The sequence below is a fragment of the Kribbella sp. NBC_00382 genome, assembly GCF_036067295.1.
Classification (GTDB): domain Bacteria; phylum Actinomycetota; class Actinomycetes; order Propionibacteriales; family Kribbellaceae; genus Kribbella.
Window position 1 is genome coordinate 2,489,658 of record NZ_CP107954.1, and the last position, 26,944, is coordinate 2,516,601.

Below are 26,944 nucleotides of genomic sequence, written 5' to 3' on the forward strand. Positions count from 1 at the left end.
CTCGGAGCCTGATGATACTTCCCATAAGTTAGGCAGGCTGCCTAACAAACTCGGAATCGGAGTGAGTCATGGCAGACAACCTCTCCCGTCGGACCGCCCTGCAAGCGGCAGGTGGACTCGGGCTGGCAGCGTTCCTGGCGGCGTGCGGCGGTGGCAAAGGCGCGACGACCGGCGACCAGGGCAGCGGCAAGGGCGAGGTCCGTGCGCTGTTCATGAAACAGGCGGGCTACTCCGAGGACGACATCACCAAGATGACGGCCGCCTTCGCCAGCGCGAACCCGGACATCACGGTCAAGCCGGAGTTCGTCGCGTACGAGGCGCTGCACGACAAGATCGTCGCTGCCGGTCCGGCCGGTACGTACGACGTGGTGCTGATCGACGTGATCTGGCCGGCCGAGTTCGGCGGCAAGAAGATGGTCACCGACGTCACCAGCCAGTGGCCGGGTGAGTGGAAGTCCGGCATGCTCGCCGGCGCGGTCGCCACCGCGGAGTACGACCAGAAGCTCTACGGCGTGCCGTGGATCATGGACACCAAGTACTTCTTCTACAACGAGGCGCATCTGCAGGCCGCCAAGGTCGACGCGGCCAGCTTCGACACCTGGGACGGCGTGCTGGCCGGCGCCCGGAAGATCAAGGCGACCGGCGCCGCGAAGTACCCGTTGATCTGGTCGTGGCAGCAGGCCGAGGCGCTGGTCTGCGACTACGCGCAGTTGCTCGGTGCGATGGGCGGCAAGTTCCTCGACGACTCGGGCAAGGCGGCGTTCAACACTGGCGGAGGGGTCCAGGCGTTGGAGTTCATGCGGCAGACGATCGTCGACGGGCTGACCAACCCGGCGTCGACGCAGTCGCTCGAGGCTGACGTACAGCGCGTCTTCCAGGCTGGCCAGGCGAGCGCGGTGCTCAACTGGACCTACATGTACGGCGCTGCCAACGACGCCAAGCAGAGCAAGATCGCCGGCAAGGTCAAGGTCCTCCAAACCCCCAAGGGCTCGGCCGGGCGGCCGGGTGTCAACGGCGGCATGGCCCTCTGCGTCACCACCGGCAGCAAGAACCAGGCAGCCGCCTTCAAGTACATCAGCTTCCTCACCAGCCAGCCCGAGCAGAACAAGTACGCCCTCGACTCGCTCCCAGTCTGGAAGACCTCCTACGACGACGCCGCGGTAGTCAAAACCAACCCAGCCGTCGTCCCCCAGGCCAAGAAGCAACTGGACGACCTGATCCTCCGCCCCCAAGCCCGCAACTACAACGCCTTCTCCCAAGCCCTACAGGCCGAACTGCAAAATGCGTTGTTGGGCCGCAAACCAGCCCAAAAGGCCCTAGACGCCGCCGCCGACAAGGCGAACAGCCTCCTGCAGTCGTGAGCCAGACACAAACCAAGCCGGCCACAGCAGGCTCGCCGGCCCCCCGCCAGAAACCCGCACGACCACGGCCGAAGGCCGTGGTCGTGCGGGGCGAGGGGAAGTTTGCAGTCTTCCTGCTGCTGCCTGCCGCCTTGGTGGTCTTCGGAGTGGTGCTCTACCCGGTCATCCGCACGCTGCTGATCTCGCTTTACAAAGTCGACAGCGCCATGCCGGGCAGCTACCCATTCGCGGGATTGAGCAACTACACAAAGGTTTTCAGCGACCCGTCCTTCTACCCGGTGCTCGGGCACACGGCGTACTTCACGCTGGTGTCGACCGCGGTCGAGCTCGTTCTCGGCATGGGCGTCGCACTCCTGCTCAACGCACCGCTGCGCTTCCGCTGGCTCTGGCGCAGCCTCGTCGTGCTCCCGTGGGCCTTGCCGACGATCGTCAACGGCGCCCTCTGGCGCTGGATCTACAACGGCCAGTACGGCGTACTGAACCAGCTCCTCGGCACCGACACCCAATGGCTCGGCTCCCCGTTCCTCGCGCTCAACATGGTGATCGTCGCCGACGTCTGGAAGAACACCTCGATCGTCGCGTTCTTCCTACTCGCCGGCCTGCAGACGATCCCCGCCGAGCTGCACGAAGCAGCCGTGGTCGACGGTGCCAGCAAGCTGCGCACCTTCTGGTCGGTCGTAGTACCGCTGCTGAAGCCGAGCATCGCCGTAGTCCTCGTCCTCCGCACGATCGAGGCCTTCAAGGTGTTCGACATCATCTACGTGATGACCGGCGGCGGCCCCGCCTCCGGCACCCAGACCGTTGCCTTCTACACCTATCTGCAGGCGTTCTCGAACCAGCTCTTCGGGTACGGCGCCGCGCTCGCGTACCTGATCGTGATCGCCGTCGGCGCACTGGCGATGTTCTACCTGCGCATCCTCCGGCAGAACCAGTTGGCAGGTGTCTGATGCGCAACCGTCCTTCTCCCGTGCTCTACATCTTCTGCGCCGTCCTCGCAGTAGTCGTGCTCGCCCCGTTCGCCTGGCTGGTCATCTCCAGCATCTCGCCGTCGAACGAGCTGACCGCCGGCACGCTCTGGCCGGACCACCCAACACTCGCCCGCTATCGCGACATCTTCACCTCGTCGGCCGGCGGCGACAACGTGGCCGGCACCTTCCGGATCGCGATGCTGAACAGCCTCATCGTCGCGTCCTGCACGACGCTCATCTCCCTGGTGGTCGGCTCACTAGGCGGCTACGCGTTCGCCCGCCTACGATTCCGCTTCCGCCGTACGACCCTGTTCGCCTTCCTGGCGATCTACATGCTCCCGCCGATCGCGCTGGTGATCCCCCTGTACCTGGCGATGGCGAACCTGCAACTGCTGGACACCAAACTCGGCCTCATCGTCACGTACTGCTCGATCGTCACCCCGTTCTGCCTGTGGACGATGAGCAACTTCTACCTGAGCCTGCCGATCGAGTTGGAAGACGCCGCCCGCGTAGACGGCTGCTCACGCCTGGGCGCCCTGCTCCGGATCGTCCTCCCGCTCGCCCGTCCCGGCATAGTCGCCACTGCCATGTTCGGCTTCCTCCTAGCCTGGGACGAGTTCTTGTACTCGTTGATCTTCACCTCAACCACCAACGCAAAAACCATCCCGGTGGCCATCGCCGAATTCACCGGCAAATTCTCCTCAGACTTCGGCCTGGTAGCCGCCGGCGGCGTCCTAGCCGCCCTTCCCCCCGTCCTGCTAGCCCTCCTATTCCAGCGCTACATCGTCAGCGGCCTGACCGCCGGCTCGGTCAAGGGATGAAATACCCCGAAGGCATCGCAGCCCAACCCGCCGCCCTAGCCACCAGCCTCGCCTCCCTCCAACTCCCTTCCTACAAAGGCGGCCTGATCGCCCTGGTAGGAATCGGAGCCAGCGAACACGCCGCTCAAGGAGCCGCCACAGCCTGGCGCGCGGCCGGCCTACAAGCAGTAGCCATCCCAGCCTCGTCCCCACCCGTAGCCGCAGCCCTAACCCTCCTAATCAGCGAATCCGGCCGCAGCACAGAAGTCCTCGCCCACAACCCCTCCTCAAGAACCATCGCCCTGACCAACTTCCCCGACAGCCCACTGGCAGCCGCAGCCGACGAGGTCATCCTCCTGAACTCCGGCCCAGACAGCCCCGCCTACACAACCGGCTACACCGCAACCCTCCAAGCCCTAGGCGTACTGGGCGACCACTGGTCCGCCACGACCTCCGCCACCGCCTTCGGCGGCGGCGGAAGAGGAGGTGAAGGCTCTCTTCCCGCTTCGGCCAAGATCAACTCGGCCGGAGCCGCCGACGCCGAATCGGCCAGTGCCGGAGGCACCAGCACTCGAGCTGCCGCGTCCGCCCACGGAACCGCAGCCGCCGCGCCCAGCGCGAGCACAGCCCCCGGCGCCAGCACCGCGCCCAGCGCGAGCACAGCCCCCGGCGCCAGCACCGTGCCGAGCGCGAGCACAGCGCCTGGCGCCAGCACCGCGCCCAGCGCGAGCACAGGGCCTGGCGCCAGCAACGCTCTCGCCTCCGGCGTCACGCCTTCCGTGAGCGCCGCCTCCTTCGGCGACACCGACGTCTCCGTCTCACCCTTCGACTGGACTGCGCTGCCGGCTCTCGTCTCCTCCGCGCTCGCCGCGCCGCTAGGCGCGGCGAGCGCGTTCCTGGATGAGGCTCGCTTGGTCGACGTCGTCGCCAGTGGTGTGAGTGTGGCAACTGCCGGCGAGGGCGGGTTGTTGCTGCGGGAGTCGGGACGGCTGCACACGGCTGTGCACGAGACTCGGAACTATCTGCATGGGCCGATGGAGATTCTTGATCGGGAGACCACTTGTCTGTTGATCGGGGATGGGCGGGAAGTGCAGTTGGCGTGTGACGTGCGGGAGTACGGGACCAAGGTTGTGCTCGTCACCACGCGGGAAGTCGAGTCGAGTGAAGGGCTTGTGGTGATCAAGGTGCCTAAGGCAAGTAACGGGCTGGCGCAGGCGGTGCTGGAGATGGTGGTTGTGCAGCGGTTGGGGTGGGAGGTCGCGCGGAAGCGCGGGCTGCAGGTGGATGGGTTCCGGCATCGGCAGAGCGATACGAAGGTGAGTTGAGGTCTTGCCCACGATTCATGTCATCGGGAACGTTCAGCTCGACGTACTGGCGAACCCGGTCACTGCCATGCCAAAGCCCGGCGGCGACTCGATCATCGATCGGGTGGACGTCCGCCCGGCCGGTGCCGCGGGCAACGTGAGTCTCGCGCTCGCAGCCCTGGGGGCCCCACACCGCCTGTTCGCCGCAGTCGGCGATGACTACGCGGGCCGGTGGGTTCTGGCCGAGTTCGAGAAGCTCAAGCTCGACCAAGACATCCTGGTCAAACCCGGCGCGACCGGCATCTCCATTGCCGTCGAGGCTCCCGGCCGTGAGCGCGCATTCATCACCGCGCACGGAGTACTGGCCGACTGGACCCTTGCCGACCTCCCGGACGACGCAACCGAAGCCGACTACGTCCTGCTCACCGGCCACTTCTCCCTCCCCGCGCTCCGCCCCGCGACCCACGAACTCCTCGCAAAGGCCCGCGCGAATGGCGCCACCACCATCCTCGACACCGGCTGGGACCCCGACGACTGGAAGACCACCGGCCGCCAGGAGATCCTCGACCTGCTCCCGCTCGTCGACCTCTTCCTCCCCAACGAGCCCGAGGCGCTGGCGCTCACCAACCTCCCCATCCCGCACGACGCCGCCATCGCCCTCACCCGGCACAGCAACCACCAGACGATTCTCAAACGAGGCCCCGCCGGCGCCCTGCTCACCAGCCCGACCCCACCCAACGGCCGCCCCGGAGCAGCCACCCCAGGCGCCGACACCATCGTCATCCCCGCCCCACCGGCCGTCCCCCTGGACACCACCGGCGCCGGCGACAGCCTCGCCGCCGCCCTCCTGGCCGAACTAGCCGCCGGCAAGCCCCTCCCCGAAGCCCTCACCTTCGCCGTCGCCTACGCCTCCGCAGTAGTAACCCGCCCCTCCCACAACCGCCACCCCACCCGCGCCGACCTGCCCCGCTTGCCGCACTAGCGCCCAGGAAGCGGCGACCTCGAACACCACGTGGTGACCTCGGACAGCTAATAACTTGTTCACGCCCACCATTTGGTGTTCAAGGTCGCCACAAGTGCACCGGGCTCAGCGGAGTTTGGCTGCTAGTTCGGTGAGTACTTCGCGGAAGACGTCGAACCGCTCAGCCCCGATCTCGGCCCGCCACGCCTCCTCCACCCCGTCCAGCAACCCACTCACCTGCGCCACCACCGCGTCCCCAGCACCGGTACGCCGAATCAGCTTCGCCCGCCGATCATCCGGGTCGGCCGCCAGCTCGACGTACCCCTCGCGCTCCAGGTGCTTGACCAGTTGCCCGAGCCCTTGACTGCTCACCCGCAACTCACCGGACAAGTCGACGATCCGGCACCCGTCCGCCGGGATCACGTCGAGCACCCGCACCTGCGCGACGCTCAGCTCCGTGAACGACGCCGGCGGTACCGCGTCGAGCCGCAGCCTCCGGTTCACCCGGTTGAGCAACTGGGCCAGATGCGGCGGTCCGTTGACATCCGCCATCAGCACTCCCTACCGTCAATACACAACCAACGTTCCTTTACTATATCCGAGGCCGCGATGACCGACCTAGAGCGTGTACTGCGTCCCCTGCTCACCGATGCGACCGTCGACGAGCTCGCCGCCTCCTTCGTGGACGACCCCACGGTGACCCGCTGGTGGACCGAACCGGTCGACTACACCTTCGGCACCCCGACCACGGTCGGCGCCCTCCGCCTCAAAGCCGAGACCAAGACCGAGCCAGGAGCGAAGACCGAGAACGAGACCGGCGCCGTCGAATGGTCGGTCTTCGTGAAGGCGATCCGCTCCGTCCGGCACTGGCCGCTGCTCCACACCCTCCCGCCGGCTGTCCGCGAAGCCGCGATGGCCAGCGACTTCTGGCGCTTCGAGGCCGACGTCTACGCGACCGACCTGACCGAAGCCCTCCCCGCTGGCCTCCGCCTCCCGGTCGTCCACCGAGTCGCAGACCTGGGTGACGAACACCTCGCGATGATCCTCGAAGACGTCCCCACCCTCGCCGACCCGCAACTCTGGGACACCGCCAGATTCGCCAAGGCGGCAGAGCTCCTGGGCCGCGCCTCCGCCCGCCTGACCGAGCGCGACGCATTGCCGGTCCAATCCCGTACCCCCGCTGGCCCGCTCGCCGTCTTCTACGACAACTACCTCGTACCGCTGATCCTCCCGACGCTGCAGAGCGACGACCTCTGGGCCCACCCGCTCCTCAAGTCAGCCGACGCCACCCTCCGCACCGACCTCAAGGAACTGGCGAGCCGGCTCCCCGCAGTACTGGACCGCCTAGCCCACCTCCCACAGGTGATGGTCCACGGCGACGCCAGCCCACAGAACCTGCTCATCCCCGCAGACCAACCAGACACCTTCGTGGCCATCGATTGGAGTCTCGGCGGCCTCGCCCCGGCCGGTGAAGATCTGGCCCAACTCCTCCTCGGCCTCGCCCATGCCGGTCAGCTCGAACTCTCCGAGCTGACCACCCTCCGCCCGATCCTGGTCACCGCATTCGCCGCCGGCCTCCGCGCCGAAGGCCGAGACCACCCCGAGGCCGACCTCGCCTACGCCCTCGACGGCGGACTGCTCTTCCGGAGCGCGTTCACCGCATTGCCCCTCGCCCGGCTCCAGGAACCACTCACCGACGAACTCGCCGAGACCTTCCGCAGCAGGTTCGCTATGACACGCCATCTCGTCGACCAGGCGCTCGCGATGCCCCGCTGACGCAGAGTAAGCGCGCAGTCACTATGATCACGATAGTGATCATGTGCGCAGAATTGTGGGCACGGTAGCCAGTGGACTTCAGTACGCCGATCAGCACCGTCATCCCCTCACTCGACGGACCCGTGCTCCAGGTACTCGCTCGCTCCGACCGCATGCTGTCCGGCCGCCAAGTGCATGCCGAAGCAGGTACCGGCAGTGTGGCCGGCGTACGCCTGGTCCTCCAGCGCCTGGCATCCACAGGTCTGGTCCATGTCGACGAGGCCGGCACCTCGCTCCTCTACCGCCTCAACCGCTCCCACCTGGCGGCCCAAGCGGTAGAACTCCTGGCGAACCTCCGCGCCACCTTCGCCGACACGCTCGCGGCGAACCTCAACTCCTGGCGCATCCCACCCCTGCACGCCAGCCTGTACGGTGCAGCCGCCCGCGGCGAAGGTAACCTCACCAGCGACGTCGCCCTGCTCCTGATCCGCTCCGATGAAGTTGCCACCGACAACCTTCTCTGGGAGCAGCAGGTCGGCGGCCTGATGAGCGACATCGTCGAACTCACCGGCAACCCGGTCGACGTCGACGAACTGAGCCGCCGAGACCTCGCCAACCACCACCACGCCGCCGTCCCCGTCATCAACGACTGGCTGCACGCCCCGACGATCCTCTACGGCCCGCCACTGCAGGTCCTGCTCGCCGGACGCGCGAGCGTCGAGCGCCCGATCCTCGCGGACCTACCGTCCCTCCCGGACCTGGCCAACTTCCCATCCTTCCCGGCCCTGACCGCCGGAGCCGTCAGCTAGAGCCAGCGCGTTCCCGGATCTCCGACGTACCCGGCGACCTCGGCCACCGGTCGGTCGATCAGGATCTCGGTCAGTACGTCGACGGCCATCTCAACCTCCGAGCAACGGCGACATCAAGCGCGCGATGCGGCTGTCTCGCCTGGTCAGCCGCTCTTCGGTGTCGGCGACCGTCATGGCACGGAGGCCGGCGTTGATTCCCAGCCAGCGTAGGGGTTCGGGCTCCCAGCGAGGCGAGCGATGGTCGACCCAGGGAAGGTGGATCAATGGGGTGTCACGGCGGAGGATGAGGTCGGTCAGCGTCCGGCCGGCGAGGTTCGTAGTACTGACGCCGTCGCCGACGTAGCCGCCGGCCCAGGCGAGGCCGGTCCCGTGGTCGATCCCGACCGACGCGCACCAATCTCGCGGTACGCCGAGCGCGCCGCCCCACGTGTGCGTGAAGGCGACATCCTCAAGCCCATCGAAGAGATCCCGCAGCGTCGCCTGCAACGCGGCGAAGACCCGCGGCTCCTCATCGAACGACGGCTTCACCCGAGACCCGAAGTGGTACGGCGCCCCGCGACCACCAAAGGCCAGCCGCCCATCGGCCGTCCGCTGCCCATAGATCACCAGATGGCGGTGATCGCTGAACGTCGGCCGATCCGCCAGCCCGATCCGCTCCCACGTCGCCGCACTCAACGGCTCCGTCGCCACCATCAACGAGTAAACCGGCGCCACCGTCCGCGCCTCACCCGCCAGCGAAGGCGTAAATCCCTCGGTAGCCCGGACGACAACCTCAGCCCGCACCACCCCGTACTCCGTAACCGCACGCCCACCCGAAATCGAAAGCACCGGCGTGTGCTCATGAATAGTCACCCCGAGCCCCTCCACCACGGCCGCCAGCCCCCGCACCAACTTGCCCGGATGAATGGCAGCGCAATGCGGCGTAAACGTTGCCCCGAGCACCTTTGTCGCCCGCACCTGCGACGCGACCTCATCAGGCTCCAGGAACCGCAGATCCCCCGGCCCCCACTCCCCAGCCGCCGCCACCTCAGCCCGGGCCCGAGCCAGTTGAGCCTTCGACCGAGCCAGCACGATCGTGCCGCCCTTGTGGTAATCGCAGTCGATGCCCTCAAGAGCGCCGACCCGCCCGACCTCGTTCACCGACCCCTGCATCGCCAGGTGCATCGCGATCGCCGACTCGCGACTCGACCCCGGCAGCGAGGCCAGCCGATGCGACGAGACCGGGAACAACGCAGAACACCAACCACCATTGCGCCCTGAAGCCCCGAACCCAACGGTCTCCGCCTCCAGCACGACGATCCGCAGCGAAGGATCAGCCTTGGCCAGGTAGTACGCCGTCCACAGCCCGGTGTACCCGGCGCCGACGATCGCCACGTCGGCATCCCGGTCGCCCGCCAGCGCCGGTCGCTCGACCACAGGTGCTGAGGCCGAGCTCCACAGAATCAGCGCACACCCCACGAGTACGTCTGCTTGACCAGCTTCAGGTACACGAAGGTCTCGGTCCCCTTGACGCCCTTGATCGACCGCACCCGCTCGGACAGCACGCGGAGCAACTGCTCATCGCTCTCGCAGAGCACCTCGGCCAGCAGGTCGAACGACCCGGCGGTGATCACCACGTACTCGATCTCGTCCATCGCCGCGAGCTCGTCGGCGATCGGCTCGAGCGCGCCCTCGGCCTTGATCCCGATCATCGCCTGCCGCGCGAACCCCATCTCCAGCGGATCGGTGACGGCGACGACCTGCATGATGCCGGCCTCGGTCAGCCGCTGGACGCGCTGCCTGACGGCGGCCTCCGACAGCCCGACCGCCTTGCCGATCGCGGCGTACGATCTGCGCCCGTCGACCTGGAGCTCGCGGATGATCGCCTTGGCGGTGTCATCGAGCAGTACAGCGTTCTTTTCGGGGTTCCCCGTGCGTCCGGTCACCAGCAGATCCTGTCAGCGTCACCGGGGGTAAGCAAGCAGGAGTATCGGAATCCGTTGCGAAATGACTATCCAACTGCGGAATCCCTTGTCTTGGCGGAAACCGTTTGACAGTATCGCCCGCTAACAGACCCTGACAGGGAGGTCCGGATGAGCCGTCGTCCCCAGCCTGTGATCGGGCGCCGGGCCGTTCTCCGCGGGGCCGCGCTGGGGCTGGGCGCCGCTGGGCTGCTCAACGGCTGCGGCATCCCGGCCGCGAAGCAGAGCGCCGGCAGCTGCGTCAGTACGGACAAGTCGGCGACCGAGAAGACGCTGATCTTCTCCAACTGGCCGAGCTACATGGACGAGTCGGACGAGAAGGTCAACGGCAAGACCGTACTGCCGACGCTGGAGGACTTCGAGAAGAAGTCCGGCGTCCAGGTCACCTACACCGCCGACGTCAACGACAACTCCGAGTTCTACGCGAAGGTCCGGGACCAGCTCGGCGCGTGTCAGCCGTGTGGCCGCGACATCTTCGTACTGACCGACTGGATGGCCGCTCGCACGGTCGGCCTCGGCTGGATCCAGCAGCTCGACCACGCCAAGATCCCGAATGTCGACGCTCACCTGCTCAAGCAGCTCAAGGCGCCGCGCTGGGACCCGAACCGCGACTACAGCGTGCCGTGGCAGTCCGGGCTCACGGGCATCGCCTACAACGCGAAGTACACGAAGGAGGTCGGCAGTTTCGCCGACCTGCTCACCCGCGGGGATCTCAAAGGCAAGGTCACCATGCTTTCCGAGATGCCCGACACCATGTCGTTCATGCTCCGGCTGGTCGGCGCCGACCCGAACAAGTTCGACGACGCCGCCTGGAGCAAGGCGCTCGACAAGCTCAGCGGGTACGTCGCTTCCGGGCAGGTCCGGCGCTTCACCGGCAACGACTACGTGCAGGACCTGAACGCCGGCAACATCGTCGCCTGCCAGGCCTGGTCGGGCGACGTCCTGGCGCTCCAGGCGGACAACCCGGACGTGAAGTTCGTCGTACCGGAAGAGGGTCTGGCGCTCTGGTCGGACAACATGCTCGTGCCGAACAAAGCGACCCACAAGGCGAACGCCGAGGCGCTGATGAACTACTACTACGACCCGGAGGTCGCGGCCACCCTGGCGGCCTGGGTGAACTACATCTGCCCGGTCGAGGGCGCCCGCAAGGCGATGGAGAAGATCGATCCCGAGCTGGTCGACAGCCCGCTGATCTTCCCCGACACCGAGGTGCTCGAGAAAACCTTCGCGTTCATGCCGCTGGACACGGCCAAGGCGAAGCTCTACGAAACCGACTTCAACCTCGCGATCGGGGGCTGACCGCCATGACCGTCACCCAGGACGACACCGCCACCGGTACCAACGCCAAGACCAGCGATCTGGTGCTCACCGGGATCAGCAAACAGTTCGCCGGCCATCGGGCCGTGCACGACCTGGACCTGACCGTGCCGCAGGGCGAGTTCTTCGCGCTGCTCGGTCCGTCCGGTTGCGGCAAGACGACGACGCTGCGGATGGTCGCCGGGCTGGAGGAGCCGACCAGCGGGACGATCAGTCTCGGCGACCAGAACATCACCGGCCTGCGACCGTACAAGCGGCCGGTCAACACCGTCTTCCAGAACTACGCGCTCTTCCCGCACCTCGACATCTTCGAGAACGTCGCCTTCGGCCTGCGCCGCCGCAAGGTCAAGGAGGTCAAGCAGAAGGTCGACGACATGCTCGAGCTGGTCGAGCTCGGCGGCTACGGCAAACGCAAGCCCGGCCAGCTGTCCGGTGGCCAGCAGCAACGGGTCGCGCTGGCCCGCGCGCTGATCAACCGGCCACAGGTCCTGCTGCTCGACGAGCCGCTCGGCGCGCTCGACCTCAAGCTCCGGCGGCAGATGCAGATCGAACTGAAACGGATCCAGACCGAGGTCGGCATCACCTTCGTGCACGTCACGCACGACCAGGAAGAGGCCATGACGATGGCCGACACGATCGCCGTGATGAACGCCGGCGTGATCGAGCAGCTCGGGTCGCCCGCGGACCTGTACGACCTGCCCGCGACCACCTTCGTCGCCAACTTCCTCGGCCAGTCGAACCTGGTCCGGGCCACGATCATCAGCCAGGCCGACGGCAACCTGGTCGTCGACGTGCATGGCGGCAAGGTCGTCGTACCGGTTCCGCGCTGCCGGGTGACCGAGGGCGACGTCTGGATGGGGATCAGACCGGAGAAGGTCTTCCTCGCCCCGGCCGGCACCGAGGACAGTACGGGCGTGAACGTCCTGCGGTCCGCGGTCGTCACCGATGTCAGCTATATCGGCGTGAGTACGCAGTACCTGGCGAAGCTGCCGTGGGGGCAGGAGCTGACGGTGTTCGAGCAGAACACCGGCGCGCGGGAAGCGTTGAAGGTCGGCGATGCCGTCGATCTGCACTGGCAGCCGTCGCACACGTTCGTGCTCGACGCGGCGCAGGACGCGTTGGCCGGCGTCGAGGACATCGCGGACGCGGGATGAGCGCCCTCGGCCAGCTTCCAGGGCCGGTGACCGGTGCACCGCCCGCCGGCGAACCTGCGCGCAAAGGCCGCAGCCTGACCGGGTACCTACTCCTCGCGCCAGGCGCGCTCTGGTTGCTGCTGTTCTTCGTCGTGCCGATCGTGTCGCTGCTCGCGGCCAGCCTGTACGACCCGAACGGCTCGATCGAATCCGGCTTCTCGATGACGTGGAGCTTCCACAACTATGTGGACGCGCTCGCCGACTACGCCCGCCCGTTCGCGCGATCGCTCTGGTACTCCTTGCTGACAACGGCTTTCTGCCTCCTGCTCGGCTATCCACTCGCCTACGCGATCGCCTTCAAGGCAGGCCGCTGGAAGAACTTCATGCTGGCGCTGGTGATCGCGCCGTTCTTCACCAGCTTCCTGATCCGTACGCTGTCGTGGAAGTTGCTGCTCAGCGACAACGGTTTTGTCGTCGACTTCCTCAAGACGGTCCACATCCTCGGCTCAGACGGCCGCCTGCTGGCCACGACCGCCGCCGTGGTCACCGGGCTCACGTACAACTTCCTGCCGTTCATGATCCTGCCGCTCTACGCCAGCCTCGAGAAGATCGATGCCCGCCTGATCGAAGCGGGTGGTGATCTCTTCGCCGGGCCGTTCACGACCTTCCGTACGGTGACCTTGCCGCTCTCCATGCCGGGCGTCGTCGCGGGCACGCTGCTGACCTTCATCCCGGCCGCGGGCGACTACATCAACGCACAGCTGCTCGGTACGCCGAAGCAGCGGATGATCGGCAACGACATCCAACGCCTCTTCGCGGCCGGCGCCTACCCAACGGCCGCGGCGCTCTCGGTCACGTTGATGGCGGCGATCGTCGTCCTTGTCCTCTTCTACGTACGCCGTGCCGGGACGGAGGAGCTGGTATGACCAAGGTCGGCCGCTGGATCGGCCAGCACCTGATCCTCTTCCTCGGACTGCTCGTCCTGCTGTACCTGTTCGCGCCGATCTTCGTCGTGATCCTGATGTCGTTCAACGCGCCCAAGAGCAAGCTGTCCTACACCTTCGACGGCTTCACCTGGCAGAACTGGCAGCACCCGTGCCGCCCGTTCGGTCTCTGCGACGCGGTCGGCACCAGCCTGCAGATCGGGCTGGCGTCCACCGTGATCGCGACCGCGCTGGGCACGTTGATGGCGTTCGCGATGGTCCGCCAGCGCTTCCGCGGGCGGTCCGCGACGAACCTGTTCATCTTCCTGCCGATGGCGTCCCCTGAGATCGTGCTCGGCTCCTCCCTGCTCGCGCTGTTCGTGTCGTCCGGCTTCGGTGGCCGGCTCGGGTTCTGGACGATCCTGATCGCGCACGTGATGTTCTGCCTCTCGTTCGTCGTCGTCACGGTGAAGGCACGGCTGTCCGGGATGGACTCGCGGCTCGAACAGGCGGCGATGGATCTCTACGCCAACGAGTGGCAGACGTTCTGGCGGATCACCTTCCCGCTCGTCTTCCCCGGCATCATGGCCGCCGCCCTGCTCAGCTTCTCGTTGTCCTTCGACGACTTCATCATCACCAACCTCAACGCCGGTACGACGGTGACCTTCCCGATGTTCGTCTGGGGCTCCGCCCAGCGCGACCTCCCTCCACAGATCAATGTCGTCGGTACTGCGATGTTCCTCCTCGCCCTGTTTCTGGTCCTCGGGGGAGAGCTGGCCCGCCGCCGACGGAGCGCTCGTGCTCGCTGACGCCGAACCGAAGGTCTACTGGCTGGACGACCCGGCAGCACCTGAACCGACTGAACAGCTCATCGGGGAACATACAGCGGACTTGGCGATCGTCGGCGGCGGATACACCGGCCTGTGGACAGCGCTCCGGGCCAAGGAGCGCTACCCATCGCTGGACGTGGTCGTCCTGGAGGCGTCGACCTGTGGGAACGCGGCCAGCGGGCGCAACGGCGGCTTCTGCGACGCCAGCCTGACGCACGGCTTCGGCAACGGGCAGGCGCGTTGGCCGGACGAGTTGCCAACGCTGGAGCGACTCGGTGAAGAGAACCTGGAAGCGATCGGCGCGACCATCGCGAAGTACGGGATCGACTGCGGCTGGGAGCGTACCGGCGAGCTGACCGTCGCCACGGCACCCCACCAACTGGAAGACCTCGCGGAGGAGGCCGACGCCCGGCAGGCGCTCGGCCACAAGGTGGCGCTGCTCGACGCCACCCAGACCCGCGCTGAGGTGAATTCCCCGACCTACCTCGGCGCGCTGGCCGACTACTCCGGTACTGCGCTGATCGAACCGGCGCACCTCGCCTGGGGACTCCGGCGAGCATGCCTCGACCTCGGCGTCCGCATCCATGAGCACTCGCCCGTCACGGGCCTGCGCGGTGATTTGTTGCGAACGGCAACTGGTTCGATACGGGCCGGCCGGATCGCGTTGGCCACCAACGCTTTCCCGTCGTTGCTCCGGCGCCTACGGCTGTACACGGTGCCTGTCTACGACCTGGTGCTGATGACCGAGCCCTTGTCGCCTGAGCAGTTGAGCGAGATCGGCTGGCGTGGCCGGCAAGGCATCGGTGACGCGTCGAACCTCTTCCATTACTACCGGCTGACCCGTGACAACCGCATCCTCTGGGGCGGCTACACACCCCTGTACTACTTCGGCAGCCGCATCGACCCAGCACTCGAGCAGCGCGATGCGATCCACGAGATGCTCGCCAGGCACTTCTTCGCGACGTTCCCCCAGCTCGAGGGCCTGCGCTTCACCCACCGCTGGGGCGGCGTCATCGACACCAGCACCCGCTTCTGCGCCTTCTTCGGTACTGCGTCCGAAGGCCGCATCGCCTATGCCCTCGGCTACACCGGCCTGGGGGTAGCCGCCACCCGCTTCGGCGCCGACGTCATGCTCGACCTCCTGTACGGCGAACAGACCGAGCGTACGGACCTCAAGATGGTCCGCGAGCGCCCGCTGCCGTTCCCGCCCGAGCCGATCCGTTCGGCAGGAATCCACCTCACCAGATGGTCGATGGCCCACGCGGATTCCCACGCGGGCCATCGCAACCTCTGGCTCAGAACCCTTGACCGGATGGGCCTCGGGTTCGACTTCTAGAGCTTGGTCTCCGCCTCGGTCAGTACCGAGCGGAGGATCTGCTCCATCTCGTCGAAGTGCGACTGGTCGCAGATCAGCGGCGGGGACAGCTGGATGACCGGGTCGCCGCGGTCGTCGGCGCGGCAGTACAGGCCGGCGTCGAACAGCGCCTTGGAGAGGAAGCCGCGGAGCAGCCGCTCGGACTCCTCGTCGTTGAAGGTCTCCTTGGTCGTCTTGTCCTTGACCAGTTCGATCCCGTAGAAGTACCCGTCACCGCGGACGTCGCCGACCAGAGGCAGGTCGAGCAGTTTCTCGAGCGTCGCACGGAACTCCCCCTCGGTGTCCCGGACGTGTTCGTTGATGCCCTCACGCTCGAAGATGTCGAGGTTCGTGAGCGCGACGGCCGCGGAGACGGGATGGCCCCCGAAGGTGTAGCCGTGGGCGAACGATGTGTTGCCCTGCAGGAACGGCTCCATCAGCCGGTCCGTGGCGATCATCGCGCCCAACGGGGCATAGCCGGAGGTGAGTCCCTTCGCGCAGGTGATCATGTCCGGTTGGTAGCCGTACCGCTCGGCGCCGAACATGTGGCCGAGGCGGCCGTACGCGCAGATCACCTCGTCGCTGACCAGCAGTACGTCGTACTGGTCGCAGATCTCTCGTACCCGCTCGAAGTACCCGGGCGGTGGCGGGAAGCAGCCGCCCGCGTTCTGTACCGGCTCCAGGAAGACGGCCGCGACGGTCTCGGGGCCTTCTTGCTCGATCGCGACGGCGATCTGGTCGGCGGCCCAGCGGCCGAACGCGACCGGGTCATCGCCGTGGATCGGGGCGCGGTAGATGTTCGTGTTCGGCACCCGGAAGGTGCTCGGGACGAGCGGCTCGAACTGCTGCTTCAGCTCCGGCAGGCCGGTGATCGACAGCGCGCCGTGAGTGGTGCCGTGGTACGCGATGGCGCGGCTGATCACTTTGTGCTTCATCGGCTTGCCGGTCAGCTTGAAGTAGTTCTTCGCCAGCTTCCAGGCGGTCTCGACGGCCTCGCCACCACCGCTGGTGAAGAAGACCCGGTTGAGATCGCCCGGCGCGTAGCCGGCCACCCGCTCGGCGAGCTCGATCGACTTCGGGTGCGCGTAGGACCAGAGCGGGAAGAACGCCAGCTCCGAGGCCTGCTTGGCCGCGGCCTCGGCGAGCTCGGTGCGGCCGTGGCCGAGTTGGCTGACGAAAAGGCCGGCCAGACCGTCCAGGTAGCGCTTGCCGCGGGCGTCGTAGATGTACGCGCCGTCGCCGCGGACGATGACCGGGACCTCGGCTGTTTCGTAGCTGCCCATCCTGCTGAAGTGCAGCCACAGGTGGTCGCGCGCGGACTGCTGCAAACGGTCGAAGGCGGCGTCGTCAAGGGCGTCGGACGGCATCATCGGGTTCCTCATCTCAGGCTGGCCGTTCCCGCCATCCTGCCCGCCAGCCTGACGACTGGCAAGTGATTTCGTTCCGCTGTGCCCAATATCCCGCCGATCTCATCGGTCGATAGCGGCATCTGATTCGGATTCCGCACTAGTGGAGGATGACTGCGTGGACACCCTCTTCACCAACGGCTCCCTCTTCGACGGCCAGACCTACCGTGCGGGCTGGTCCGTCTTGATCCGCTCCGGCCGCATCCTCGCTGCCGGCCCTGAACTGTCTGTCGATCCACAAACAGAAGTAGTAGATCTGGGTGGGGGTTTGCTGCTGCCCGGCTTCGTCGACGCCCACGTCCATCCAGTGCAAGGCGGACTCGAACGCGCCCGTTGCGATCTGTCGCCTCTGCACGGCCGCGACGCGACCCTCGCAGCGATCTCGGCGTACGCCGCAGCGAATCCCGACGTGGACTGGATCCTCGGTGGCGGCTGGCATCAACCCGACTACGAAGGCGGCGCTCCGCTGGCGAGCGACCTCGATGCCGTCGTCAACGACCGCCCGGTCTTCCTCGCCAACGCCGACCACCACGGCGCCTGGGTCAACTCGCGTGCCCTCGAACTGGCCGGCATCGACGCCCGTACGCCGGACCCCGCCGACGGCCGGATCGAGCGCGACCCCGACGGCAACCCCACCGGCACCCTGCACGAGGGCGCGATGGATCTAGTCGGCCACCTGGTTCCACCAACAACCCACGACGAGCAGGTCGCCGCCCTCCTCGGCGCCCAGGCGTACCTCCACTCCTTCGGCATCACCGGCTGGCAGGACGCGATCTTCGGCGACTACGCCAACCTCGACGACTCAACCCCGGCGTACGTCGAACTAGCCCGCGACGGCCGCCTGACCGCCCGAGTCAACGGGGCCCTCTGGTGGCGCCGCGACCTCGGCGCCGAACAACTCCCGTCCCTGATCGAGCGCCGCGAAGCCCTGCAGTTCCCCCGACTCCGAGCAGGCAGCGTCAAGATCATGCAGGACGGCGTAGCCGAGAACTACACCGCCGGTATGCTCGACCCGTACTACGACGGCTGCGGCTGCCGTACCGCCAACGCCGGCCTCTCCTTCGTCGACCCCATCGCCCTGCGCGACCACATCGCCGCCCTCGACGCCGCCGGCTTCCAAGTCCACGTCCATGCGATCGGCGACCGCGCAGTCCGCGAAGCCCTGGACGCCTTCGAAGCAGCCCTCGCAGCAAACGGCAACGCAGACCTGCGCCACCACATCGCCCACCTGCAAGTCATCCACCCCGACGACATCGCCCGGTTCGCCAAGCTGGGTGTGGCCGCGAATATGCAGGCGCTCTGGGCAGTCCATGAGCCGCAGATGGACGAGCTGACCATCCCGTTCCTCGGTCCCGAGCGGACGCGTTGGCAATACCCCTTCGGTGACCTCGCGCGCTCGGGCGCTCGGCTAGCGGCCGGCTCCGATTGGCCCGTTTCGAGTCCGGACCCGCTGGCCGCAGTACAGGTTGCTGTGAATCGGCGGAGCGGCGATGGGGAGTACGAGGCGTTCCTGCCGGAGCAGGCGCTCGACCTGGCGACGGCGCTCGCGGCGTACACGTCGGGCAGTGCGTGGGTGAACCATGCCGACGAGACCGGCCGGCTCGCTCCCGGCATGCTCGCCGACCTCGCGATTCTCGACCGGGACCCGTTCGTCGAGCCCGTCGAGGAGATCAGTGAGGCGCGGGTTGTGGCGACCTATGTCGAAGGAGATCGGGTGTATAGCGAGTGAATCCGTTGTGGGATGGCAGTCAGGCCTACCGAATTCGTTGTGAGTCCAGTTAGGCTCCCGGGCATGCAGACGCTCTCGAATCTTGTGGATGGCAAGCCGGTCGGGTCGCTCGGCGGCGCGACGTACGACGTGATCGACCCGACGACGGGTGAGGTCTACGCGCAGGCGCCGAAATCCGGGACGGAGGATGTCGATGCTGCGATGCGGGCCGCGGACCGGGCCTTCGAGACCTGGCGGGACACGACGCCGGCCGAGCGGCAGCGGATGCTGCTGAAGATCGCGGATGCGCTGGAGACGCGTGCGGACGAGTTCACCCGGGTCGAGAGTGAGAACACCGGCAAGCCGCTCGCATTGACGGCTTCGGAGGAGTTGCCGCCGTGTGTGGATCAGTTGCGGTTCTTCGCCGGGGCGGCGCGGGTGCTGGAGGGGCGGTCGGCCGGGGAGTACATGGCCGGGCATACCTCGTGGGTCCGGCGGGAGCCGATCGGTGTCGTCGGTCAGGTGACGCCGTGGAACTACCCGCTGATGATGGCGATCTGGAAGATCGCGCCGGCGCTGGCGGCGGGCAACACGATCGTGCTGAAGCCGAGCGACACGACGCCGGCGTCGACCGTACTGCTGGCCGAACTGTGCAACGAGTTCCTGCCGCCGGGTGTGTTCAATGTCGTCTGCGGCGATCGCGATACCGGCCGTGCACTGGTGGACCACGAGATCCCGCAGTTGGTCGCGATCACCGGCTCGGTGCGAGCAGGCATGGAGGTTGCATCGGCCGCGGCCCGGCAACTTAAGCGCACACACCTGGAGCTTGGCGGCAAGGCGCCGGTTGTCGTCTTCGATGACGCCGACCTGGAAGCAGCCGCTGAAGCGATCGCAGTCGCTGGCTACTTCAACGCCGGGCAGGACTGCACGGCCGCAACCCGGGTCCTCGCCGGACCACGCATTCATGACGACTTCGTTGCCGCGTTGACCGAGCAGGCTCGCTCGACCAAGACCGGGCGTCCGGAAGACGATGTCGCATACGGTGCTCTGAACAACGCTGACCAACTCAGCCGAGTCAGCGGTTTCATCGACCGCCTCCCCGACCACGCTTTGCTCCAGACCGGCGGCCACGCGGTCGGCGACCGCGGCTACTTCTATGAGCCGACGGTCGTGTCAGCGCTGAAGCAAGACGACGAGGCCATCCAGCAAGAGATCTTCGGCCCGGTCATCACCGTCCAGCGCTTCACCGACGAGGACGAGGCGCTGCGCTGGGCCAACGGCGTCGACTACGGCCTGGCCTCGTCGGTCTTCACCCGCGACCACGGCCGCGCCATGCGGATGGCCCGCCGCCTCGACTTCGGCTGCGTCTGGATCAACACCCACATCCCGATCGTCGCCGAAATGCCCCACGGCGGCTTCAAAAACTCCGGCCACGGCAAAGACCTCTCCATGTACGGCCTAGAGGACTACACCCGCATCAAACACGTCATGTCCAACATCGAGATCTGAACCGGTACTAGCGGTCACTGACAGGTTCTCGGGCTGCTGGCGTCAAGCATGACGCCAGCAGCACCAAAACCCGCCAGCCGGCTGAGCTCGTTGGGTGTGGGTGGCGGGCCGGTCGGCTTCGGCTCGCGTTAGCGGTAGGAGTCGAGTTTGGCGGTGATCTTGTCGAAGACGGCTTGTTCGTGGGGTTTCGGGGCGTAGACGACCAGTTCGTTGAAGCCGATGGCCTCGTACCGTTCGACCAGGCGGGCGAAGCCGTCCTCGGAGGCCCAGGGGTCGATCTGGCCGTACGCCAGGAGGACTCGGCGGATCTCGCGGCCGGCGAGGCCTTCGTCGAGGGTCTTCGAGCGTTCGATCGACTTGGCGTAGAACTCCTCCTCGGTCGCCGCGCCGGGGAACGTCACCCAGCCGTCGGCGTGGGCCGCGACCACCGCGAGTGCACGCGGAGCATTCGCCGCCACGATCAACGGGAGACGGTCTTGTACGGTCCCTGGCGTCATCGCGGCCAGCGTGTACGGGTAGTACGGGCCGTCGTGGTCGCTCACATCGCCTGACAGCAGCCGGTCGACGACGGCAACGAACTCGGCCAGTCGGTCGGTTCGCTCGCGCGCGGTCCATACCGGCGTACCGGCCATGCCGTGGTCGGTCGGCCAGACGCCTGAGCCGATGCCGAGATCGAACCGTCCGCCGGAGACGTGGTCGAGCGTGGTGGCGGCCTTGGCGAGCACGGTCGGCTGGCGGAACACCATGTTCGCGATCAGCAGCCCCACCCGGATCCGGCTTGTCGTCGCGGCCCAGCCGGCGATGATGGTCGGTCCGTCGTGGACCGGGATCGCGGCGTCGCGCGGGTTGCGCAGGTTGTCGCCGGTCCACAGCCCGTCGAACCCGGCCGACTCGGCGATCCCCGCCCAGCGCGCCGCGTCGTCCCACCCAGCCGGATTCACCTTGAGCCCGAAACGCATCGTGTTCCTCCCGAAGTCCTGGTCCCCCAACCCTCGCACGCCACCAGTCCGTACCTCCGAAACGCTGCCCACGAGCACAGAACCCCGCCCGAGAGGCCCGCCCCAGTGGTCTACTGACGACTCATGACCCACCTGGCTTTCGACGGCGGCCAATCAGCCCTCCGCCTCCGCGTCCTCCCCACCGGCACCACCGCCGAAGGCCCCGGCCACACCCACGGCCCCAACACCCTGCAATCCACCCTCAACGCCATCCACCAAACAGCCACCAAGGCTGGTCTGATCAAGCAGCCACCCGTAGCCTCCGCCGGTACCCACGAGGCGATCGAGGTTGCCGCGCTCGGGCTGACTGGGTTTCCGCGGGATCCGGGGGTTGCTCGGCAGTTGGCGGCCGGCATCGCGGAGGTGTTGCAGGCACGGGAGGTGCGGTTGACGCAGGACATGGTGACGGCTCATGCGGGGGCGCTGCCGGATGGGTACGGAGTGGTGGTTGCCGCTGGCACGGGACTCGTCTGCTTGGCGGTGGATCGGGACGGGGCTTGGCACAAGGTCGACGGGGACGGGTACCTGTTCGGCGACGCGGGGAGTGCCTTTGCGATCGGGCGCGCCGGGCTGGTCGCAGTACAGAGAGCAAGAGATGGGCGTGGTTCTGCGACCGCGTTGGCCGACACGACGCTTGACCCGATCGCGCTCTACTCGTCTCCGACGCTGGTGGACGAGGTCGCGCGGTTCGCTCCGGAGGTACTACGACGTGCTGCGGAAGACGACCCTGTTGCCCAGAGCATCGTCACCGGAGCAGCCGCCGACATCGCCGAGACCATCGCGACCGCGATCGGCCAACTGACAAGCAACGAACCCGTCCCCGTCGCCTGCGTCGGCGGCCTGTTCGCTGGAGCCGGCGAGCAACTCACCGAACCCCTCCGCGCACTCCTGCCCGACCGCGCCCACCTCACCGAACCAGCCGGCAACTCCCTGGACGGCGCCGAACGCCTCGCCACCGAGCCACCCGGACCGTACGCCGACCTGCTCGTCATCCACCGCAACTGAGGTCCACCTTGGTGGAGGTTTGGCCGTCCTGCCTGTCTACTTGGTCTGCACATGCAGATCAGCACGGGGTTGACGGCTGGAGCGTTGAAAATGAGTGAGCTGCTGCTGGCAGCGGTATCCCTGGACGTGACCCCACCACCGGGTCATCGCCTCGACGGATACTCCGCCCGCGAGGGCCTGGCCACCGGCACCGCGGATCCGCTCCGCGCGACGATGATCTGGCTCAGTACGGCCGACTCGCCCGGCGTGCTCTGGTTGAGCCTCGACGCGATCGCCGTCGGTACCGAACTGACCGCCGAACTCTCCGCCGCCGCCGGAGCCGCCGCCGGAATCCCACCCGAGTGCGTACTCGTCTGCGCATCCCACACCCACTCCGCACCGGCGGGCTGGACCGGCGAGATCCACCCCGTCATCCCCGTACGCCGCGAGCCGGACTTGTACGAAGCCCTGGCCGCCGCCATCGCGTCCGCGCCGATGGAACGCCTCCCGGTCCGCGCGTCCTGGCGCTCGACCGAGGTCATCGGCCTCGGCACCAACCGGCACCGGCGCAATGGCCCGCACGACAACACGGCCGGCATTCTAACGTTGCATTCCGTCGCCGACGGCTCACTCACCGCCGTCCTGCTCGACTTCGCCTGCCACCCCACCACGTACGGCCCCGAAAACCTCCTCTACTCCGCAGACTGGCCCGGCGCCACCCGCACAGCCCTGTCCCACCTCGCCTCGACTCCTGTTGTGGGCTTCCTCCAAGGAGCCGCAGGCGACGTCAGCCCGCGTTTCACCCGCCAGGGCCGAGGTGCCCCCGAGGTAGCCCGTCTAGGCGGTCTACTAGCAACCCGCGTAGCCGAAGCCATCGCCGCCCCCGGCCTCGACCTCCCCTCCGAGGCCCCCACCATCCGCCGCACCACAGTCAGCCTCAAGATCCGGGACCTCCCCACCCCGACCGACCTGGAAGCAGTAGTCGCCACCGCCGAAGCCGGCCTCCACGCCGGCCTGGACGACCCCACCCAACGCATAGCCCAAACCCGCCTGGACGGCGCCCGCGGCCAGTCCCTGATGGCCGCCGCCAACCTCCCACCGACCCTCGACCTCCCCATCAGCGTCATCATGCTCGGCGACGTCGCCTGGGTCCACCTCCCCGTAGAACTCTTCGCCAGCCACGGCTGCTTCCTGCAAGCAGACAGCCCCCACCCCATCACCCGAGTCATCGGCTACACCGACGGCTACTACGGCTACGTAGTAGACCCAGACGCCGCCCACCAAGGCACCTACGAAGCCCTCATCACCTACTTCGACCAACCCACAACCCACCACCTCCTAACCTCCGCCACCAACCTCCTGTCCCACGAGTGACCGCCCACTACGCTCGCCGCGTACTACGACCTGCTCAGCACCCTCGCAACGCGCCAACTCATGCTCAGGCAGTCCGCCGTACTGGACTGCCCCATCGACGATGCGATCGCAGCCCGATGGCGGCAATTGGCCGAGCAGCACCAAGCCCGGCTGGTCGTCGTGGACTGCGTGTGCTCGGACCAGAGGACGCACCGGGAGCGGCTGGAGGGGCGGCGGCGGGGGATTCCCGGGTGGCATGAGGTGGGCTGGGCTCACGTCGAGCGGATGCGAGCGGAGTACCCGCCGCTGTGTCGCCTGATCTCGTCCTCGACGCGATGAACCCCGTCGAGGGGAATCTCGACGGGGTTCGGGGGGTGTTAGTACGACAGCCGGAGTTCGTGATGTTGGGTGGCAGGCCCGGACCGCCACCACTCACAAACCTGCCGTTCCACCCCGGAGCACGCCTGCGCATGCTTGGCCCGATGCGATCAGTTGAGGTTTGTGAGTGGTGGCGGTCCGGCTAACGCGACGACCACACGCTGAACATCACGAACTCCGGCTGTAGTACTAGAGGGCTAGTTCTGGTTGGAGTTTTTTGGCGGGCCAGACTCGTTGTTTGCGGGCTGCTAGGGCGGAGGCGCCGAGGCCGGCTAGGAGCCAGGCGGTGAGGACGAGGAGGTCCTTGCCGAGGCTGTTGCCGGGGCCGTTGTACATGAGGTGGCGGACGCCGTCGATGGCGTAGCTCATCGGGAGGACGTGGTGGAAGAAGTACAGCGGGGCGGGAATCGTCTGCCAGGGGAAGGTACCGCCGGCGGAGACGAGTTGGATGACCATCAGGACCAGGCCGAGGAACTTGCCCACGGCACCGAACCAGGATGAGAGCGCGTGCAGGATCGCCACGAAGGTGATCGAGGTCAGCATCAGGTAGCCGACCGTCAGCAACGGATGCGCTGTATCGATGCCCAGCCCGAAGATGACCGCCGTGAAGACCAGCGCCGCTTGGATCGCCCCGAAGATTGCCGGGGGCAACCAACCGCCCAAAGCCACCCGGATCGGTGCCTGCAGACCGGCCAACGCTCGCGGCGACAGCGGACGCACGAGCAGGAAGAGCACGTACGCGCCGATCCAGCAGGAGAGGCTGAGGAAGAACGGAGCGAGACCGGCGCCGTAGCTGTCCGCAGTCGCCTGTGAGTCGTTCTTCAGTCCGACCGGAGCGCCAAGGGTCTCCGCGACGGCCTTGCGCGCCTCGGGTGACGGGTCCGGGATCTGCTTCGCGCCGTTGGTCAGAGCGGTGTTCAGCTCACCAGCACCGGTCTGGAGCTTGCCGACACCCGTCGCCAGGCTGTTGACGCCAGTGAGCAGTTGCCCCTGACCAGTGACCGCCTTCTGCTCTCCCGCCGCCAGCTGCGCAGCGCCGGATTGCAGCGAGCCGATCCCCGTCTTGAGCTGCCCAGCGCCGGTGTTGAGCTGTCCCGCACCGGCGGCAGCGCTCTTGATGCCGGCGGTCAGCGCCGGAGTCGCGTCGGCGAGCGTCTGCGCGCCGGTCGCCACCTGCCGCGCACCCGTCGCGAGCTGGTTGAGCTGCTTCGAGGTCGACTGGATCTTGGTGTTCGCCGCGACCACCGGGCCGCGCAGCTTGGCGGTCTCGGTCAGTACCTGGTTGATCTGCGCCTGGGTGAAGCCGCGTTCTTTCAGTCGGGCGGCAAGCCCCTGGTCGAGCGACGACAGATCCGACACCAGCGTGCTCGACGCCGTCGCCACCTGCTGCCCGACGCCCGCGATCTTCTCGTTGCCATCAGCAACTTGATCGGCGCCGTTCGCAAGCTTCTTCGTATCGGCCGGCAAGGTGGCCGTCTTGTTCTTCAGCGTCGTCAGCCCAGAGCTCAATTGACCGGCGCCGTTGGCGAGATCGCCCGCGCCCTTCGACGCCGTGGTGAGTCCGGTGCTCAGTTTGCCGGCGCCCAGAGACAGCTGCTGTTGCGCGGTGTTCAGCTGACCCGCGCCCGACTGCAGTTGTGCTACGCCACCGGCGGCCGAGGTGAGACCGCTCTTCAGCTGCCCAGCGCCGTCCGCGGCCTTGATGATCTGCCCGTGGATGGTGCTGAACCCGGCCAGCAGCTTGCTCGCCGCCGTCTCACTCACCTGCGCGGCGACGGACTTGGTCACCTGCGCGACGACCTGGTTCGCGATCGTGTGGGCGAGGTAGTTGTTGGCGTCGTTGGTCAGCAGCTCGAGATTCGCCTGCCGGGGCTCGAACTCCGCGCTCGACGCGAGATCCGCCGAGAAGGACTTCGGCAGTACCAGCGCGAACTCGTACTTCCCGTTCTCCACGCCCGCGAGCGCCTCGGCCCGATCGACCCGGTGCCAGTCGAAGCTCTTGGACTTCACGAGTTCATCGGCGACCTGCGGTCCGACGGACAACTTCTCGCCGGTGGACAACGTCGTACCGGCGTCCTCGACGACGACTGCCGTCGGGACCTTGTCGAGCCGGCCGTACGGGTCGTGGTTCGCGTACAGGTAGAGCCCGCCGTACAGCGTCGGGACGAGGATCATCGCGATCACGGCCAGCTTGGGCAACCGCCCCGCGGTCAACCGCCGCAGCTCGCTCATCGCCATCCGGATCGAGGTCATGCTTCGTCCTTCTTCTCGTCAACCACAGGCTCTTCGTCGTCCGCAGCCTCGACCTCAGGCTCGTCGATCTCTTCTTCTGCTGCTTCTTCGACTTCTGGTACTTCGTCCTCGACCGGTACTACGGGTTGCGTCGCCACCTCGGCCGCAACGGGCTCCACCGGAGCGACCGCCTCCACCGGAGCGGCCACCTCCACTGCAGCGACCGCCTCCACCTGCACCGGATCGGGCTGATTCACCGACCCCAGCTGCGCCGCCTCCACGCCCAGCAACCGCGCCGACGCATCAGCACACGTGATCACCACGCCGTACCCGCGCGACGCCAGCTCTCGACCCACCGCGTACCAATCATGCGGATCCCCGCCGAGCCGATCCGGCATCGTCAGGATCACGAACTTCACCTCAGGCCGCGCCACCGTCAGCTCCGCGAGCATCTCGGTCCGCACCCCAACCGGCAGATGCTCGAACCGCCGCTCCGCGAACGCCGCCCAGTCATGCTCGGTCAACCAAGCATCAACCGCCTTGCGCCCAGCCTTGCGCCCGGCGATCGCCAGCTCCTCGCCCACGATCGTCCGCACCGGCAGTGCGTCGTCAGGCTCAGTGATCCCCGGCGTATCGACCACAGCAACCCGCTGGCGCAGCAACCGACCAGAGGTATCGCCATCCAGCTGTACGTCACCACCGTTCGGCTTCAGCCGCCCGGAGAGCCCCAGGGCGAGCGCCACATGCCCAGGCCCGGGATAGCCCGCCAGCAGGACCAACTGATGGTCACTGACGCGGATCGACGTCGCATGCAGCATCGGTGCGTGCGGACCCTGCACGCTGATCGCGTGAGCTTTGAGCTCCATCGTGGACTACCCCGTTCAATACGGTTGTGTATTC

Annotated in this window: 23 protein-coding genes; 16 read left to right on the forward strand and 7 right to left on the reverse strand. The window is 67.2% G+C overall.

Annotated elements, in window-relative coordinates; translation table 11 throughout:
- Positions 1-68 precede the first annotated feature (68 nt).
- From OHA70_RS12270 to OHA70_RS12290, 5 genes are read left to right on the forward strand one after another with little or no spacing between them, the layout of a single operon-like run.
- Positions 69-1,361, forward strand: coding sequence for an extracellular solute-binding protein (locus OHA70_RS12270; RefSeq protein ID WP_328331769.1), 1,293 nt, complete (start codon positions 69-71; stop codon positions 1,359-1,361).
- A complete protein-coding gene (locus OHA70_RS12275) occupies positions 1,358-2,308 on the forward strand; it encodes a carbohydrate ABC transporter permease (RefSeq protein ID WP_328331771.1) in 951 nt (316 codons plus the stop codon). The genes OHA70_RS12270 and OHA70_RS12275 overlap by 4 nt, the downstream gene beginning before the upstream one ends.
- A complete protein-coding gene (locus OHA70_RS12280) occupies positions 2,308-3,150 on the forward strand; it encodes a carbohydrate ABC transporter permease (RefSeq protein WP_328331773.1) in 843 nt (280 codons plus the stop codon). Before OHA70_RS12275 ends, OHA70_RS12280 begins: the two co-directional genes overlap by 1 nt.
- A complete protein-coding gene (locus OHA70_RS12285; protein WP_328331775.1) occupies positions 3,147-4,454 on the forward strand; it encodes an SIS domain-containing protein in 1,308 nt (435 codons plus the stop codon). Before OHA70_RS12280 ends, OHA70_RS12285 begins: the two co-directional genes overlap by 4 nt.
- Before the next feature lie 4 nt (positions 4,455-4,458).
- Positions 4,459-5,415, forward strand: coding sequence for a carbohydrate kinase family protein (locus OHA70_RS12290; RefSeq protein ID WP_328331777.1), 957 nt, complete (start codon positions 4,459-4,461; stop codon positions 5,413-5,415).
- Positions 5,416-5,520: 105 nt separating this feature from the next.
- Here OHA70_RS12290 and OHA70_RS12295 read toward each other — a convergent pair whose 3' ends face one another.
- Entirely contained in the window at positions 5,521-5,946 is a 426-nt protein-coding gene (locus OHA70_RS12295; RefSeq protein WP_328331779.1) for a MarR family winged helix-turn-helix transcriptional regulator, read from the reverse strand.
- A gap of 57 nt (positions 5,947-6,003) precedes the next feature.
- Between OHA70_RS12295 and OHA70_RS12300 the strand changes: the two genes are divergently transcribed.
- Positions 6,004-7,170, forward strand: coding sequence for a phosphotransferase (locus OHA70_RS12300; protein ID WP_328331781.1), 1,167 nt, complete (start codon positions 6,004-6,006; stop codon positions 7,168-7,170).
- A gap of 71 nt (positions 7,171-7,241) precedes the next feature.
- Positions 7,242-7,958, forward strand: coding sequence for a hypothetical protein (locus OHA70_RS12305; protein ID WP_328331783.1), 717 nt, complete (start codon positions 7,242-7,244; stop codon positions 7,956-7,958).
- Positions 7,959-8,048: 90 nt separating this feature from the next.
- Here OHA70_RS12305 and OHA70_RS12310 read toward each other — a convergent pair whose 3' ends face one another.
- On the reverse strand, positions 8,049-9,374 hold the full coding sequence (locus tag OHA70_RS12310) for an NAD(P)/FAD-dependent oxidoreductase (RefSeq protein WP_328331785.1): 1,326 nt from the start codon (positions 9,372-9,374) through the stop codon (positions 8,049-8,051).
- Positions 9,375-9,400: 26 nt separating this feature from the next.
- Positions 9,401-9,883 carry an Lrp/AsnC family transcriptional regulator gene (locus OHA70_RS12315; RefSeq protein ID WP_328331787.1) on the reverse strand — a complete coding sequence of 161 codons (483 nt, stop codon included), beginning with the start codon at positions 9,881-9,883 and terminating at the stop codon, positions 9,401-9,403.
- Between the two features lie 147 nt (positions 9,884-10,030).
- On the opposite strand from OHA70_RS12315, the gene OHA70_RS12320 reads away from it, so the two are divergent.
- The 5 genes from OHA70_RS12320 to OHA70_RS12340 are packed head-to-tail and all read left to right on the forward strand — an operon-like array spanning position 10,031 to position 15,458.
- On the forward strand, positions 10,031-11,218 hold the full coding sequence (locus OHA70_RS12320; RefSeq protein WP_328331789.1) for a polyamine ABC transporter substrate-binding protein: 1,188 nt from the start codon (positions 10,031-10,033) through the stop codon (positions 11,216-11,218).
- A gap of 5 nt (positions 11,219-11,223) precedes the next feature.
- Positions 11,224-12,390: an ABC transporter ATP-binding protein gene (locus OHA70_RS12325; RefSeq protein WP_328331791.1), complete on the forward strand. Its 1,167-nt coding sequence runs from the start codon at positions 11,224-11,226 to the stop codon at positions 12,388-12,390.
- The gene (locus OHA70_RS12330; RefSeq protein WP_328331793.1) at positions 12,387-13,295 is read left to right on the forward strand and encodes an ABC transporter permease; all 909 of its coding nucleotides are present in this window, start codon (positions 12,387-12,389) and stop codon (positions 13,293-13,295) included. Before OHA70_RS12325 ends, OHA70_RS12330 begins: the two co-directional genes overlap by 4 nt.
- Positions 13,292-14,101: an ABC transporter permease gene (locus OHA70_RS12335; protein WP_328331795.1), complete on the forward strand. Its 810-nt coding sequence runs from the start codon at positions 13,292-13,294 to the stop codon at positions 14,099-14,101. The genes OHA70_RS12330 and OHA70_RS12335 overlap by 4 nt, the downstream gene beginning before the upstream one ends.
- Positions 14,091-15,458, forward strand: coding sequence for an NAD(P)/FAD-dependent oxidoreductase (locus OHA70_RS12340; protein WP_328331797.1), 1,368 nt, complete (start codon positions 14,091-14,093; stop codon positions 15,456-15,458). Before OHA70_RS12335 ends, OHA70_RS12340 begins: the two co-directional genes overlap by 11 nt.
- Here the strand turns inward: OHA70_RS12340 and OHA70_RS12345 are convergent.
- On the reverse strand, positions 15,455-16,858 hold the full coding sequence (locus tag OHA70_RS12345) for an aspartate aminotransferase family protein (protein WP_442913885.1): 1,404 nt from the start codon (positions 16,856-16,858) through the stop codon (positions 15,455-15,457). The two genes, OHA70_RS12340 and OHA70_RS12345, sit on opposite strands and share 4 nt — an antisense overlap.
- Before the next feature lie 142 nt (positions 16,859-17,000).
- On the opposite strand from OHA70_RS12345, the gene OHA70_RS12350 reads away from it, so the two are divergent.
- Entirely contained in the window at positions 17,001-18,611 is a 1,611-nt protein-coding gene (locus OHA70_RS12350; protein WP_328331799.1) for an amidohydrolase, read from the forward strand.
- A 63-nt stretch (positions 18,612-18,674) separates the two neighbouring features.
- A complete protein-coding gene (locus OHA70_RS12355; RefSeq protein WP_328331801.1) occupies positions 18,675-20,099 on the forward strand; it encodes a gamma-aminobutyraldehyde dehydrogenase in 1,425 nt (474 codons plus the stop codon).
- Between the two features lie 128 nt (positions 20,100-20,227).
- Here the strand turns inward: OHA70_RS12355 and OHA70_RS12360 are convergent, their stop codons facing one another.
- Positions 20,228-21,058, reverse strand: coding sequence for an LLM class flavin-dependent oxidoreductase (locus tag OHA70_RS12360; RefSeq protein WP_328331803.1), 831 nt, complete (start codon positions 21,056-21,058; stop codon positions 20,228-20,230).
- A 123-nt stretch (positions 21,059-21,181) separates the two neighbouring features.
- On the opposite strand from OHA70_RS12360, the gene OHA70_RS12365 reads away from it, so the two are divergent.
- Together OHA70_RS12365 and OHA70_RS12370 are read left to right on the forward strand one after the other, a co-directional pair.
- Positions 21,182-22,102: an N-acetylglucosamine kinase gene (locus tag OHA70_RS12365; protein WP_328331805.1), complete on the forward strand. Its 921-nt coding sequence runs from the start codon at positions 21,182-21,184 to the stop codon at positions 22,100-22,102.
- A 90-nt stretch (positions 22,103-22,192) separates the two neighbouring features.
- A complete protein-coding gene (locus OHA70_RS12370) occupies positions 22,193-23,455 on the forward strand; it encodes a hypothetical protein (protein ID WP_328331807.1) in 1,263 nt (420 codons plus the stop codon).
- 546 nt (positions 23,456-24,001) lie between these two features.
- Here the strand turns inward: OHA70_RS12370 and OHA70_RS12375 are convergent.
- Together OHA70_RS12375 and OHA70_RS12380 are read right to left on the reverse strand one after the other, a co-directional pair.
- The gene (locus tag OHA70_RS12375; RefSeq protein WP_328331809.1) at positions 24,002-26,065 is read right to left on the reverse strand and encodes a YhgE/Pip domain-containing protein; all 2,064 of its coding nucleotides are present in this window, start codon (positions 26,063-26,065) and stop codon (positions 24,002-24,004) included.
- Entirely contained in the window at positions 26,062-26,910 is an 849-nt protein-coding gene (locus OHA70_RS12380) for a hypothetical protein (RefSeq protein ID WP_328331811.1), read from the reverse strand. The genes OHA70_RS12375 and OHA70_RS12380 overlap by 4 nt, the downstream gene beginning before the upstream one ends.
- Between the last annotated feature and the right edge of the window lie 34 nt (positions 26,911-26,944).